2 protein-coding genes are annotated in these 16,407 nt (G+C 70.6%); one reads left to right on the forward strand and one right to left on the reverse strand.

Annotated elements, in window-relative coordinates:
- The first annotated feature begins 157 nt into the window (after positions 1 to 157).
- Positions 158 to 2,014, forward strand: coding sequence for an ABC transporter ATP-binding protein (locus tag OG792_RS20215; protein WP_329101137.1), 1,857 nt, complete (start codon positions 158 to 160; stop codon positions 2,012 to 2,014).
- A gap of 186 nt (positions 2,015 to 2,200) precedes the next feature.
- On the opposite strand, the gene OG792_RS20220 is transcribed toward OG792_RS20215, so the two are convergent.
- Positions 2,201 to 15,895 (reverse strand): non-ribosomal peptide synthetase, encoded by a 13,695-nt coding sequence (locus OG792_RS20220; RefSeq protein WP_329101139.1) that lies wholly within the window; start codon positions 15,893 to 15,895, stop codon positions 2,201 to 2,203.
- Positions 15,896 to 16,407: the final 512 nt, after the last annotated feature.

Below are 16,407 nucleotides of genomic sequence, written 5' to 3' on the forward strand. Positions count from 1 at the left end.
GGCGCGGGGTCAGGTCGTGGTCGACGTTTATCGGGCCCGGTGGCTCCACCGCCGGACACATCGACCGCCGCGCCACCCGAGACCCTGGGCGTCACGCCCGGCCGGGCACCCCGACGAGAGGCGGTTTGGCATGGCGGACAACAGTCCCGCCACGGCTTTGACGAAAGGACCGGACGTCCGGTGGCGTACGGTCCGGCGCATCCTGCCGTACGTCGTGAAATACCGCGGGATGCTGAGCCTGCTGCTGCTGCTCACGGTCCTGGAGGCGGCGATCGTCGCGGCCGGCCCGCTGATCCTCAAGGCCATCGTCGATAACGGCATCCTGCCCGGTCGCACATCGGTCGTGGGGTGGCTGTGCCTGGCCGTCGTGGGCCTCGCCCTGCTCGACGCGGCGATCACGTACGGCGGCGGCTGGCTCTCCGGAAGGGTCGGCGAGGGCCTCGTCTACGACCTGCGCACCCAGGTCTTCACCCACGTCCAACAGCAATCGGTGGCGTTCTTCACCCGGGCCGAGACCGGTGCCCTGATGAGCCGGCTCAACACGGACGTGATCGGTGCCCGGCAGGCGGTGACCACCCTGCTGTCCAACGCGGCCGGCACGACACTCACGCTGGTGTTCGTCGTCGGAACGATGATCTACCTGTCGTGGCAACTGGCCCTGATCTCGCTGGTGCTGATCCCGATCTTCCTGCCACCGGTCCAGCTGCTGGCCCGCCGGGTGCAGCGGCTCACGCGGCAGACGATGCAGCTCGACGCCGAACTCAGTTCGATGATGAGCGAACGGTTCAACGTCTCGGGCGCCATCCTCGCCAAGCTCTTCGGCCGCCCCGAGGAGGAGTCCCGCCTGTTCGCCGCTCGGGCGGCTCGGCTGCGCGATGTCGTAGCCCGTACCGTGGTGCAGAGCCGGATGATGGGCATCCTGGTCAGCGTGGTGACCGCGCTGATCACCGCGGTGGTCTACGGCGTGGGCGGCGTCCTGACCATCGAGGGCACCGTCCAGATCGGCACCCTTGTCGCGATGGCCGCCCTGCTGGCCCGGCTGTACGGGCCGGTAAACGAGATCTCCGAGATCCACGTCGCGGCGCTGACCACCGCACTCAGCTTCGAGCGCCTGTTCGAGCTGCTCGACCTAGAGCCGCAGGTCCGCGAGCGGCCCGGCGCCCGGGTGCTGCCGGTGCCACCGGACGGCTCGGCACCGGACGTCCGCTTCGAAGAGGTCAACTTCCGCTATCCCACGGCGGCCGATCTGCCGCTCGGCTCGCTGGAGTCCATCACGATTCCGGAGCCGGACCGGCCAGTGGACCGGTGGACTCTGCAAGACCTGTCGTTCCACGCCCCGGCCGGCAAGCTCACCGCGCTGGTCGGCCCGTCCGGCGCCGGCAAGTCGACCATCACCCACCTGGTGCAGCGGCTGTACGACCCGCAGGCCGGAACGGTGCGCCTCGGCGGTCACGACCTGCGTGACCTGACCCTGCAATCGGTGCGCGACGCGATCTGCACGGTGACCCAGGACGCGCATCTGTTCCACGACACGCTTCGGGCCAACCTACTGTACGCCCGATCCGAGGCGACCGAGCAGGAGCTGATCGACGCGTGCGTGGCAGCGCAGATCTGGGACGCCGTGCAGGCCCTTCCGAACGGGCTGGACACCGTGGTCGGCGAGCGCGGGTACCGCTTCTCCGGGGGAGAAAGACAGCGGCTGGCGTTGGCCCGCCTGCTGGTGAAGTCCGCGTCGGTTGTCGTACTCGACGAGGCCACCGCGCACCTGGACTCGGAGTCGGAGCTGTCGATCCAGCGCGCCCTGAGTAACGCGCTGGCCGGCCGCACCTCCCTGGTGATCGCGCACCGGCTGTCGACCATCCGGGAGGCGGACCAGATTCTGGTCATCGACCAGGGACGGGTCCGGGAGCAGGGCACCCACGACGAACTGCTGCTGGCCGGTGGGCTCTACGCCGAGCTGTACCGGACCCAGTTCGCCGAGCAGGCCGGGGATGTCCCGGCGATCGCCTCGTAACCGTACTCCGCATCACCCCGGCCCGGGACGCCCACGTCGTCCCGGGCCGGTCGCCGTCCGCGACCGGTCACTCGTCCGGGTTCACCAGCGTTGCGGACGCGTGTTGTTCCGGCGCGTCCCACGGACGCGGATCGGCCCCGCGTCCCCGCCGGGAGGCGAGGACGCGGGGCCGATCCGCGTCGGTCGTCAGTCCTGTGTGCCGGCGGGCTCCTCCTGGTCGGCCGGCTCCTCCGCCTCGGCCAGGCCCAGCCAGGCCGCCGCGACGGACCACATCTCCCCCAGCATCGCCGGCGTGTTCATGTCCTCGTGTCCGCACGGCAGCCGGGCCTCGCTGATCGTGCCCGAGATGTACGGCCGCCACCGCTCCGCGGTGGGCCAGCCGTCCGGGATGTTGTTCTCCGCGACGATCAGCAGGGCGTCCCCTTCGTACCGGCCGTACTCGTGCCCGCTGATACAGGTGAAGTTGTTGGCCCAGACTCGGGCGAAGCGCCGCAGTTCCTCCTCCGGGGCGTTGCCGAGAACGGCGCCCGCCTCCCTGCGGACGACCTCGGTCAGGCGGTCCAGTTGGGTCTCCTCGTCCTCGGCCGGCTCGTCGCCGATGACCGCCTTGATCCCCGGATCCTTGGGGAACTGGTCGAGGATGATCAGGGCACCGATCTCCTCCCCCACGGCCTGCAACTGCACCGCCGCCTCATGCGCGAGCGCTCCGCCGTAGGACCAGCCGAGCAGGTGATACGGGCCGGTCGGCTGCACCGACCGGATCTGCTCGACGGAGATCGCGGCGGCCTCGCGCAGGGACGTGGTCATCGGACGGCTGCCGTTCATTCCGGGACTCTGCAACCCGTACAGCGGGATGTCCTTGGGCACGAACCGGGCCAGCGGGCTGTAGCTCCAGCTGAGCCCACCGGCCGGCGGCAGGCAGAAGATCGGCGGACGGTCGCCCTTGGTCCTGATGGGCAGCAGCACTTCCAGCCCGTTGGCCATCGAGGACAGGTTCATCCGTTCGATCAGCTGGGCCACGGTCGGGGCGACGAACAGGTCCCGGACCGCGAACGACAGGCCCCGCTGCCGGATCAGCTCGACCCAGCGCACCGCCAGCAGAGAGTGGCCGCCCAGGGCGAAGAAATCGTCGTACGGGCCGACCTTCTCCACACCGAGCACCTCGGCGAACGCGTCGCACAGGGCGTCCTCCACCACCGCGTCACTGCGAGTGTGCTCGGCCCTTCCGGAACCGTACTCGGGCGTCGGCAGCGCCTTGCGGTTCAGCTTCCCGTTCGGCATGAGCGGGAACCGCTCAAGCACCATCACGGCCGCCGGCACCATGTAGTCGGGAAGCTGTTCCCGCACGGCGGCGCGCAGCGCCGGGCCGAGGTCCTCGTCCGGCCGGACGCCGTGCGCCGGCACGACGTAGGCCACCAACCGCCGGTCGCCGGGACTGTCCTCGCGCAACAGCACCGCGGACTGTGCGACGGTCTCCCGGGCGGCCAGCACCGCCTCGATCTCGCGCAACTCGACCCGAAAACCACGCACCTTGACCTGGTCGTCGGCCCGACCCAGGAACTCCAGGTCGCCGTCGGTGTTCCAGCGCACCAGGTCGCCGGTGCGGTACATGCGCCGGTCGGCCCCGCCGAACGGGCAGGCCAGGAACCGTTCGGCGGTCAGCCCGGGTCGTCCCAGGTAACCCCGGGCCAGCCCGTCGCCGGCGATGTAGAGCTCGCCGGCGACGCCCGGCGGCACCGGGGCCAACCGGGCGTCGAGCACATAGACCTGGGTATTGCCGATCGGTCCGCCGATCGCGGAGATGTCCCCCGCGTCGCTGGTGGTGAGCCGGGCCGTCGACCAGACCGTGGTCTCGGTCGGGCCGTACAGATTGCTGAAGCCGCCCACCCGGTCGAGCAGCGTACGGGCCAACTCGCCGGGAAGCGCCTCGGCGCCGACCATGACCCGTACCCCGGTCCAGTCGACGGGGTCGTCGGCGTCGGAGATCAGGCCGCGCCAGAGGCTGGGAGTGGCGTGGACCATCGTCGCTCCGGAGTCTCGGACGAGCCGGCGCAGCTCCCACGGGTCGAGCACCTGATCCTGCGAGGCCAGCACGATCCGCGCCCCGGCGACCAACGGCAGGTAGAACTCGAAGCCCGCCATGTCGCAGCCGACGGTGCTCACCGCGAGCAGCCGGTCGTCGGTGGTCAGTCGGAACCGGTCCTGCATGGCGACCAGGAAGTTCTCGATCGCACGGTGCTCGACCAGCACCCCCTTCGGGCGTCCGGTGGAGCCGGAGGTGTAGATGACCCACATCGGATGCTCGGGGCGCAGGTCGGCGCGGAGCGGGGCCGGGTCGCGGCCGGTAAGGTCTGCCACCACCGCCGGATCGTCGACGTAGACCACCGGCACGCTGTCCGGCTCGTCCGGGCGTACCCCGAAGTCGGCCAGGTGCGCGCGTAGCCCGGTGCTGGTCAGCAGGCACACCACGCCCGCGTCGGCGATGACGTAGGCGGTCCGCTCGGACGGGTACGCCGGATCGATCGGCAGGTACGCGCCGCCCGCCTTGATGACGCCGAGCAGCGCGACAACGAGGTCGTCGGTGCGCTCGAAGACGGTCGCGACGATCGACTCCGGTCCCACCCCGCGCCCGGTCAGGTACCGGGCCAGCCGGTTCGCCCGCGCGTCCAGCTCCGCGTACGTGAGTTCCACGTCGCCGTAGACCAGGGCGGTCGCGTCCGGGGTGCGCGCCACCTGTGCCTCGAACAGGTCGACCACGGTGCCGTGCGGCAGGTCCAGCGCGGTGTTGTTCCACCCGGTGAGGATCCGGTGCCGCTCGTCGGCGTCCAGTACGTCGACGGCGCCGAGCCGCACCGACGGGTCGGCCGCCAGCAGGTCCAGCACCCTCGTCCAGAGGTCGGCGATACGCCGCGCCGAGGCGACGTCGAAGAGGTCCGCGGCGGCGGTCACCGTACCGATCAGCCCGGCCGCCGTGGCGTCGGAGTGACGGACCTCGGCCATGCTGAAGTCCAGGTCGAACTTGACCACCCCGACGCCGGTGGGCGCCGCGCCGGGCACCCCGCCGCTCGTCGCGCCGGGCAGGTCCAGCACCACCTCGGCGGTGTTCTCCAGCAGCAACATCACCTGGAACAGCGGATGACGGGCGAGCGAGCGGGTCGGCGCCAGTTCCTCGACCAGGCGCTCGAACGGCACCTCCTGGTTGGCGAACGCCGCCAGACTCGTCTCGCGTACCCGCGCGAGGATCTCGCCGAAGGTCGGGTCTCCGGACAGATCGGTACGCAGCACGAAGGTGTTGACGAAGTAGCCGACCAGATCGTCGAGATTCTCGTCGACGCGCCCGGCGAGGGCGGAGCCGATCGGGATGTCGGTGCCGGCGCCGAGCCGGGACAGCAGCGTGGCCAGCGCGCCGTGCAACACCATGAACAGGGTGACGCCCTCCGCGCGGGCGATCTCCATCAGGCGCGCGTGCGTCTCGGCCGAGATCCTGACCGGCACCGCGTGACCACGGTGACTCGCCGCCGCCGGACGGGGCCGGTCCGTCGGCAGCGGCAACTCCTCCGGCGCCCCGGCCAGGGCCTCCCGCCAGTGCGCCACCTGGGCGGAGACCAGGCTCTGTGGGTCGGCGATGTCGCCCAACAGCTCGCGCTGCCAGAGGGCGAAGTCGGCGTACTGCACCGGAAGCGGCGTCCAGGCCGGGGCGCGGCCCTCGCACCGCGTCGCGTACGCGATGGAGAAGTCCCGGGCCAGCGGCCCCCATGACCAGCCGTCGCCGGCGATGTGATGCACCACCACCACCAGCACCTGCTCCTCGGGGCCGGCCGTGATCAGCCACATTCGCACCGGGACGTCGGTCGACAGGTCAAACTCGTACGCCTCGGTCCGGGCCAGCGCGTCGGCGAACCCGTCCGTAGCGACCTCCACCACCGAGAACACCTCGGGCACCTCGTCGGGGTGCAGCACCCGCTGATACGGCTCGCCATCGACGGTCGAGAAGACCGTACGCAGTGTCTCGTGCCGGCCGACGACGTCCCGGATGGCCGCGGCGAGGGCCGTCCGGTCCACCTCGCCGGTAAGCCGTACCACCTTCGGGATGTTGTACGTCGAACTGCGCCCTTCGAGCTGGGCGATGAACCACAGCCGGCGCTGACCGTAGGAGACCGGCACCCGCTCCGGACGGACCCGGGCCACCAGCGGCGCCCTGGCCTCGTCCGCCTCGGTCAGCCGGGAGAGCAGGCCGGCGGGGGTCGGTGACTCGAACAGCACCCGGATCTCGACCTCGACGCCGAGCAACGCCCGGATCCGGCTGATCAGGCGTACCGCCAGCAGCGAGTGCCCGCCGAAGGCGAAGAAGTCGTCGTCGGGCCCGACCGCCGGCAGACCGAGCACGTCGGCGAAGGCGACCCGGAGGATGTCCTCCCGGACGTCGGACGACGAGCGGCGGTGATCGGTCCCGGTGTGGTACTCGGGAGCTGGCAGGGCCCTGCGGTCCAGCTTGCCGTTGCTGGTCAGCGGCAGGGCGTCGAGCAGGACGAACGCCACCGGCACCATGTGGCCGGGCAGCCGAGCGGCGGTGAACCGTTGGATCGAGGCCGGCAGTTCCTCGGTGTCGGCGTCCTCGTCCGGCACCACGTACCCGACGAGCCGCTTGTCGCCGGGGACGTCCTCGCGGGCGATCACGGCCGCCTGGTCCACCCCGGGATGCGCCGCGAGCACGGCCCGGATCTCGCCGAGCTCAACCCGGTAGCCGCGGATCTTCACCTGTTCGTCGACGCGGCCGAGGAAGACCAGCTGCCCGTCACCGGTCCACCGCACCCGGTCGCCGGTACGGTACATCCGCTCCCCGGAACCGCCGTAGGGGCAGGCGAGGAATCGTTCGGCGGTGAGCGCCGGTCGCCGCAGGTATCCCCGCGCCAGGGCGGCACCGGCGAGGTAGAGCTCCCCGGCCACCCCGGCCGGCACCGGCCGGAGGGCGTCGTCGAGGACGTAGGCGCGGACGTTGTCGATCGGCGTGCCCATCGGCACCACGGCACCGCCGCCCAGCGGGGCGGTCAGTACGCCGATGGTGGTTTCCGTCGGCCCGTAGTGGTTGAACACCATTCGGTCGCCGGCCGCCGCGACCAGTTCGCGCACCCAGTCCGCGGCGGCGGCCTCGCCACCGAGCACCAGCGACCCGGTCGGGATCACGTCCTCGAACCGTCCCGCGGCCGTCAACGCCATCAGGTGCGACGGCACCGCCTTGACGTGGTCGATCCGGTGCTCGGCCAGGTACGCCGCCACCGCCACCGGGTCGGTCACCCTCTCCTCCGGCAGCACGTGCAACTGCCCACCTCGGGTCAGGCTCGCGAACAGCACCGTGTTGCCGAGGTCCGTCACCTGCGCCTGCAACAGGGCGTATCGCCCGCCCGAGGCGGCGAAACCGAGCCGGTCCGGCACCGACGCCACATAGTTGGCCAGCGCGCCGTGGGTAACCGCCACCCCCTTCGGCCGGCCGGTCGAACCCGACGTGTAGATGACGTACGCCAGGTGGCTCGGATGCCGGACCGGCTCCGGCCCGGTCGTCTCGGCCACCGCCAGGTGCGCGGCGGTCATCGCCCCGTCCACGGCGACGATGCGCACCTTGCCGGCGGGCATGTCGGCCACCAGTTCCTCGGTGGTCAGCAGCAGTACCGCCAGGCTGTCACGCAGGGCGTACGCGATCCGGTCGACGGGTTGCTCGGCGTCGACCGGCAGGTAGGCGGCGCCGGCCTTCCAGACGGCGAGGATCGCGGTGACCATCTCCAGCCCACGCGGCAGGGCCAGGGCGATCACCGATTCGGCGCCCACCCCCTGGGCCAGCAGGTAGTGGGCCAACCGGTTCGCCCGCACGTCCAGCTCGGCATAGCTGGTCGGCACGCCGTCGTCGACCACGGCGACCGCGTCCGGCGTCTCGCTGGCCCGTCGCTCGAACAGCGCCACGACGTGCGGTGCGGCGACGCCGGTCGCGGTGTCGTTCCACCCCTCCAGCAGGCGCCGGCGCTCGTCGTCGTCGAGCACCTCCACCTCGGTCAACGGCGACTCCGGGCCGCCGTCGAGTGCCACCTCCAGCGCCGTCACCAGGTTGTCCGTGGCGGTGCGCACCAGGCCACCGACCGCCCGTGGGTCGATCGGAGCCATCGCGTCCACGGCCAGCCCCATCCCGTCACCGTCGTCGTCGACCGCGACCGTCAGGGGATAGTTGTTGCGCGGCCGGATCATCAGCAACTCGACCCCGTCCGCCCGGGTGTCCGGATTCTCGTCCGTGCCCTGCGGCGCCGGTCGACCGGAGTTGTGCCGGTAGTTGAACAGCGCCGTGAACAACGGGGTGTCCGCCGCGACGCCGCTGGCCCGCTGCGCCACCGCCAACGGCGCGTGTTCGTGTTCGAGCAGCCGCGCCAGCTGCGCACGCATCGCGGTGACCGCGGCGAGCACACCCGTCCCGCCCTCCTCGCCCTGCGTCCGGGCCCGTACCGGGAGGGTGTTCATGAACAGGCCGAGGGCCCGGTCGGCACCCGAGCCGGCGTTCATCCTGCCGAACAGCACCGTCCCGAACACGACGTCGGACCGGCCGCTGACCACGGCCAACGTACGTGCCCAGGCCACGTGCAGCAGCGTCGCCGGGCTCGTCCCCAACCGGCGAGCCACGTCGCGTACCCGCGCTTCCAACTCCGGGCTGAACCGGACGATGGCCTGGTCCAGGTCGGTACCGTCGCCGTGCACGTCCACCAGACCGAACGGCGTGGTGGGCTCGGTCACATCCGCCAGCAGCTCGGTGAAGAACCGTTCGTGCTCGGACCGGGGCATCCCGCCCCGGGCGTGCGCCACCAGTTCCCGGAACGGCAGCGGCGGCGGCAGTTGCGCACCACGCCCGGACAGGAAGGCGCGCACCTCCTCGTACACGGCTTCCAGCGTCGTGTGGTCCTGCACCATGTGATGCGCACGGACCAGCACCAGCCACCGGTCGCCATCCGGCTCCGGCGCGACATGCACGTCGAGCAGGGGTGCCCGGCCCAGATCCATGGGCGTGGCACTGAGTGCCAGCAACTGGTCGACCGGGGCGCCGCCGTCGCGGTCCAGCACCACCTCCGTCACCGGCAGCACCGCCCGGCGCCACACCACCTGCACCGGCTCGCGTACGCCGTGCCACACCACCGAGGTCCGGTAGATGTCGTGCCGGTCCACCACCTGCTGGAGCGCTGCCACGAAGGCGTCCACCAGCTCCCGCGAGTCGATCATCAACACGGTCGGCGCCGCGTAGGTGTCCCGCCCCTCACCGGCCAACAGGTGGTGGAAGAGCAGACCCTCCTGCAACGGCGCGAGGGGGTAGATGTCCGCGACGTTCGCCGCGCCCCCGTCGACCCCGTCGACGATCCGGGAGATCTCGTCCGCGTCCAATTCCACCAGGGACAACATCGCGGGCGTGAGATGCCCGGCGTCGGCCGGGATGGCGTTGGCCGGCACCACCATGCCGGTGGTGCCCGCGGTGGCCGCCAACCCCGCCGGGGTCGGCGTCTCGAACAACGCCCGGACGGACACCGACAACCCACGCGCCCGCAACCGCTCCACCAACGACACGGCCAGCAGGGAGTGGCCGCCCATCCGGAAGAAGTCGTCGTGCACACCTACGAGCGGCAGCCCGAGGATCTTCGCGAACTCCTCGCAGAGGATCTCCTCCCGCACCGTGGACGGGCCCCGGCCCGTGCCCGCCGGGTACTCCGGGGCCGGCAGCGCCCTGCGGTCGAGTTTGCCGTTGCTGGCCAGCGGCAGGTCGTCGAGCACAACGACCACGGACGGCACCAGGTAGTCCGGCAGCCGGTTCGCGACGAACTGCCGTACCGATGTGGGTAACCCGGCGTCGGCCGGGCCCGCGGCCTCGTCCGCGACGACGTAGGCCACCAGGCGGACGTTGCCGGGAGCGTCCTCGCGGGCGACGACGGCCGCCCTGGCCACCGACGGATGCTCCGCGACCACGGCCTGCACCTCACCGGGCTCGATCCGGTAGCCGCGGATCTTCACCTGCTCGTCGGTACGGCCCAGGTACTCCAACTGCCCGGCGGCGTTCCAGCGCACCACGTCCCCGGTCCGGTACATCCGCTCGCCGGTGCCGCCGTAGGGACACGCCACGAACCGCTCCGCGGTCAGCCGCGCCCGCCGCACATACCCCCGCGCCAGCTGCGCCCCGGCGATGTACAGCTCCCCGGCCACCCCCACCGGCACCGGCGACAACTGCCCGTCCAGCACGTACAGCCGGGTGTTCGCGACCGGCCGCCCGATGGGCACCGAGGCACCCACCCCGTCACCGGCCGCGACCTCGAACACGCAGCAGCCCACCACGGTCTCCGTCGGCCCGTACTCGTTGACCACCACCGACTCCGGCGCCCGCGCCAGCCACGCCTCCACGTCGGCGCCGGCCAGGGCCTCACCGCCGACCACCCACCGGCGCGCCGCACCGGCGGCCTCCCGGTCGTCGAGCGCCTGCCCCAGCATCGGCAGGTGAGCCGGTACCACCTTCGCCAGCCCGAAGCCGCCGGACCGACGGACCAGCTCGGCCAGCCCGTCAACCCCGCCGACCGCGCTGGCCCACACCGCCGAGCCCGACGCCAACGGCACCACCAGACTCGTCACCGTCAGGTCGAAGGCCAACGAGGAGTGCAACGGCGCCGCACCACCATCGGCCGCGCCGTACGCTTCCACCGCCCACGTCACGTAGTTGGTCAAGCCGCCGTGCGTGACCGCCACCCCCTTCGGCCGGCCGGTCGACCCCGACGTGTAGATCACGTACGCCGGGTGGGCCGCCGCCACGGCGGCGTGGCGGTCCGCGTCCGTCAGGTCGGCGGGGCTGCGCCCGGCCAGCTCGTCGCGCACCGCCGGATCGTCCAGCGCGGTCAGCGCCACCCCGGCCTCCGCGCCGATGCCGGCAAGCCGGTCCCGGCCGCCGCTGTCCGTCAGCAGAGCCGCGACCCGCGCGTCGGTGAGCATGAACCCGATCCGCTCCGCCGGATGGTCCGGATCCATCGGCAGGTACGCGCCCCCCGCCTTCCACACCGCCAACACCGCCACCACGACGTCCACGCCGCGCGGCAGGCACACTCCGACCACCGACTCCGGGCCGATGCCACGGTCCACCAGCAGGCGCGCCAACCGGTTCGCCCGCGCGTCCACCTCGGCGTACGTCAGCTCGACCCCGTCGGCCACCACCGCTGCCGCGTCCGGGGTCCGTCCGGCCCATCCTTCGAACAGTTCGACGGCCGTCACCTCCCCAACCGGGGAAGCGGTGTCGTTCCACTCGGTCAGCACCCGGTGCCGCTCGGCGGAGCCGAGCACCTCGACCCTGTTCAGCGGCAGGTCCGGTGACCCGTCCGAGGCCGCCTCCAGGGCCGACACCAGGGCCGCCACCGTGGTGCGCATGAGCTGCCCGACAGCGTCCGGATCGATCGGGGCGACAGCGTCCACCGCGAAGCCGATCCGGTCGCCGTCGTCGTCGACCGAGACGATCAGCGGGTAGTTGGTGCGTTCCGAGGAGGAGACCAGCCGGATGCCGGCCAGTTCCTCCGACGTGTCCTCGGCGGATGGTTGACCGGAGTTGTGCCGGTAGTTGAACAAGCTGGTGAACAGCGGCGAGTCGGCGTCCACCCCGGACGCCCGCTGCGCCGCGGCCAACGGTGCGTGCTCGTGCTCCAACAGCTCCGCGAGCTGGGCCCGCATCCCGCCGACGGCCGCCACCACGCCGTCGTTGTCGACCCGTACCCGCACGGGCAGCGTGTTGATGAACGGACCCGGGATCCGGTCCGATCCGGTGCCGGCGTTCAGTCGTCCGAACAACACCGTGCCGAACACCACGTCCGTCCGGCCGGACAACGTGGCGAGCAGCCGCGCCCACGCGACGTGCAGCACCGTCGCGGGGCTCGTACCGAGCCGCCGGGCGACCGTCCGGAGCCGGTCGGTCAACCCGGACGCGAGCTGCGTCCCGCCGCGTACCACCCCGGCGCCGTCACCGTGTACGTCCGCCACCCCGTACGGCACCGTGGGCTCGGTGACGTCCCCGAGCAGTTGCTCGAAGTAACCGTCGTGCTCGCGGCTCTCGACCTCGCCTCTGGCCTGGGCCACGAAGTCGCGGAACGGAAGCGGTCGGGCCAGGCGGTCACCCCGTCCGGACAGGAACGCCCGCACCTCGTCGAGGAGCACATCCAGCCCCAGGTGGTCCTGCACCAGGTGATGCACCCGCACCACCGCCAGCCATTCGTCGCCGTCCGGCAGCGCCGCGACGTGCACGTCCAGTAACGGCGCCCGGGTGACGTCCATCGACACGCCGGCGGCGTCGACCAGGGCGGTAACCGGGTCGGCAGTGGTCCGCTCCAGCGCGATCTCGACCACGGGCAGCGTCGCTCGGCGCCACACCACCTGCACCGGCGCGGAAAGCCGCTCCCAGAAGATCGCGGTGCGGTAGACGTCGTGCCGGTCGATCACCCGCTGGAGCGCGCCCAGGAACCGGTCGAGCAGGTCCCGGGTGTCGAACCGCACCACGGTCGGCAGCAGGTACGCGTCCCGGCCCCCCTCGGCCAGCAGGTGGTGGAAGAGGATGCCCTCCTGCAACGGCGCGAGCGGGTAGATGTCGGCGACGTTCGCCGCGCCGCCGTCGACCGTGTCCACCACCCGAGCCAGCTCGTCCGCCGTCAGGCGTACCAGGGGCAGCATCTCCGGCGTGATCTCCTGGGCATCCGCCGGGATCACGTTCGGCGGCACCTCGACGGTCCGGGCACCCGCCGCCACGGAGAGCCCCGCCGGCGTGGGGGTCTGGAACAACGCCCGTACCGATACCGACACGCCCCGTTGGCGTAGCCATTCGACCAGCCGTACGACCAGCAGCGAGTGACCACCCAGAGCGAAGAAATCATCGTCGACGCCCACACTCTCCACACCCAACACCACCGCGAAACCCGCACACAACAACTCCTCACGAGCATTCAACGGCCCCCGCCCCACACCAGCACCCACCCCAAAATCCGGCACCGGCAACGCCCGCCGATCCAACTTCCCCACCGCAGACAACGGCAACCCATCAAGCACCACCACCGCCGCCGGCACCATATGACCCGGCAACACCCCAGACACAAACGCCCGCACCGCAGAAGACAAAACCCCACCATCCACACCCGCCACCGGCACCACATACGCAACCAACCGCTTATCACCCGAAGCGTCCTCCGAAACAACCACCGCCACCTCAGCCACATCCGGATGCCCCGCAACAGCCGCCTCCACCTCACCCAACTCAATCCGAAAACCACGAACCTTCACCTGATCATCAGCACGACCCACAAACTCCACCAACCCATCAACACCCCACCGCACCAAATCACCCGTCCGATACATCCGCCCCCCACACTCAAACGGATTAGCCACAAACCGCTCACCCGTCAACCCCGCCCGACCCAAATAACCCCGCGCCAACCCCACACCCGACAAATAAAACTCACCAACCACACCCACCGGCACCGGACACAACCCAGAATCCAAAACATACACACGAGCATTACTCACCGGCCGACCAATCGGCGGCACACCCCCAACCACCCCATCCGCAAACCACTCCGTCGAATACACCGTCGCCTCAGTCGGCCCATAAATATTCGCCACCCGCACACCCGGCAACGCCAACCGCACCTCACCCAACACCCGACCCGACAACGCCTCACCAGCCAACACCACCACACCCACCCGAGCACCCACCCCACCACCCAACACCCGCACCAACGCCGACGGCACCGCACACACCAAACTCACATCCCAATCCCGACCCCCATCCGCCAACACCAACAAATCAGCCACCACCTCCACACAACCCCCACACACCAACGGCCCAAACAACTCAAACACCGACACATCAAAACTCAACGACGTCGACGCCAACACCCGCGAAAAACCCCCACCACCAAACCGCTCCACCGCCCACCCCAACAAATCCACCACCGACCGATGCTCCACCACCACACCCTTCGGCCGACCCGTCGACCCCGACGTAAACATCACATACGCCGGATGCTCCCCCCGCAAAACCGAACAACCAACAAACCCACCACCAACCACCCGGTCATCCACCGACACCCGAGCCACCCCCCGAGGCAACACCCCCCCAACCACCGACGACGTCACCACCGCCACCGGCGCCGCATCAGCCACCATCAACGCCACCCGCTCCACCGGATAACCAGGATCAATCGGCAAATACGCCCCACCCGCCTTCAACACACCCAACAAAGCAACCAACAAATCCACACCACGCGGCAAACACACCCCCACCACCGACTCCGGACCCACACCACCCGCCACCAAAAACCCCGCCAACCCAGACGACCGCGCATCCAACTCCGCATACGTCAACGCCACACCACCACACACCACCGCAACAGCTCCCGGCGTCCGCGCCACCTGCGCCGCAAACAACTCCGGCAACGTCTCACCCACCCGCGCCACCGACGCACCATTCCACTCCACCAACAACCGACGCCGCTCCACCTCCCCCAACACATCCACCGCACCCAACCGCAACCCCGGACCCGCCGACACGGCCCGCAGCACCCGGACGAACCGGTCGGCGATCAGCCGGGCCGAGGCCGCCTCGAACAGGTCGGCGGCCACGATGACCGCGCCCCTCAGTCCGGCCGGTGCACCGGCGTCGAGCACCTCCTCCAGGGCGAACTCCAGGTCGAACTTTGCCGCCGGGGTGCCCGGCGTGCCCCCCTCCACCGACAGGCCGGACAGGTCGGGCGCCATGCCCTGCACGTCGCCGACGGCGAGGTTGTTGACCGTCAGAAGGACCTGGAACAGTGGGTGGCGCGACAGCGAGCGGGTCGGAGCCAAATCCTCGACGAGCCGTTCGAACGGCACGTCCTGGTGCTCGAACGCCTCCCAGGTGGACCGACGGACCCGGGCCAGCAGCTCGGTGAAGGTGGGCTCGCCGGACAGGTCGGTGCGCAGAACCAGGGTGTTGACGAAGAACCCGACGAGGTCGTCAAGGGCGACGTCGGTGCGCCCGGCGACCGGGGTGCCGATAGTGATGTCGGTGCCGGCGCCGAGCTTCGACAGTAGGACGCCCAGCGCCGCCTGCACGACCATGAACACGGTCACGCCCTCGACCCGGGCGAGTTCGACCAGCCGGGCGTGCACCTCGGCCGGCACCGCCAACGGTACGGAGTGGCCTTGGTGCCCGGCTACCGGCGGCCGGGGCCGGTCGAACGGCAGCGTCAGTTCCTCCGGCGCACCGTCGAGGGTCCGCCGCCAGTAGCCGATCTGCTGAGAGAGAACACTCTCCGGGTCGTTCTCGTCGCCGAGCAGCTCGCGCTGCCACAGGGCATAGTCGGCGTACTGCACCGGCAGCGGCGCCCAGTCGGGGGCGCGTCCGGCACGACGCGCCTCGTACGCCGTGGACACGTCCCGGATCAGCGGCCCGACCGACCAGCCGTCGGACGCGATGTGGTGCAGCACCACGACCAGGACATGCTCGTCCGGGGCCACGGCGAACAGCCAGGCTCGGATCGGCGCCTCGCCCGCCAGGTCGAAGACGTGGCCGGTCGCGGTCGCCACCGCGGCGTCCAGCCCGTCCGGTGTGGTGGGCACGACGGTGAGGTCCCAGCCCAACTCGTCGATGCCCAGGATCCGCTGGTACGGCTCGCCGTCGCTGACACTCAGGAGGGTCCGCAGCACCTCGTGCCGGTCGAGGGTGTCGCGCAGCGCCTGGCGCAACGCGGCGGGGTTCAGCTCGCCGTGCAGCCGCAACACCAGCGGAGGAATGTTGTAGAGGGTGCTGGGACCTTCGAGCTGTTCGATGAACCAGAGTCGGCGCTGGGCGAACGACAACGGAATCATCAGTTTCCTCCTAGCGATGCAGCGGCCGTCCGGCCGGCACGACTGATCAAGCACCCGTCGACGGACGCCGGATGTTCCTTGACTGGTAGCGAACGATCACGCTGACGGCTGGTCGTGCAACCCGCGCCTTCCGCTGCGATGTGCGGCCCGAAGCCACATATGGCGGTGCCTACTATGGCCCACCCCGGATATTTGATCCATCGTTCGCGGCGCGGCCCGTTTCCGTTGCGTCGACGCCGTCCAAGTGCCGTGGGATCACAGTTGAACGACGGCCGTGCTCTCCACCGCCGCAGTGGGTCAACCATCGCCGGCAACCGACGACGTCGTGTTGTCCTTCCTCCGGCTTACCCTCAGGATTGCCGTGCGCGCGTGTCCCCGCACCATCCAGAAGATCGTTGTCGTCCGGCGTTTTCCGCGTCGCCCGAGCACAGTCCGGGGTTGGCGCCGGACCGGGTCTCCGCGCGTTTCCGGCCGCCCTTATAACGGCCGTGGCCGGTTCGAGTCAAGAGCGA

It is taken from the genome of Micromonospora sp. NBC_01699 (genome assembly GCF_036250065.1).
GTDB lineage: Bacteria > Actinomycetota > Actinomycetes > Mycobacteriales > Micromonosporaceae > Micromonospora_G.

Coding starts and splice junctions, on each gene's coding strand:
- OG792_RS20220 (WP_329101139.1), bottom strand. CDS start 15,895: ATGATTCCGTTGTCGTTCGCCCAGCGCCGACTCTGGTTCATCGAACAG.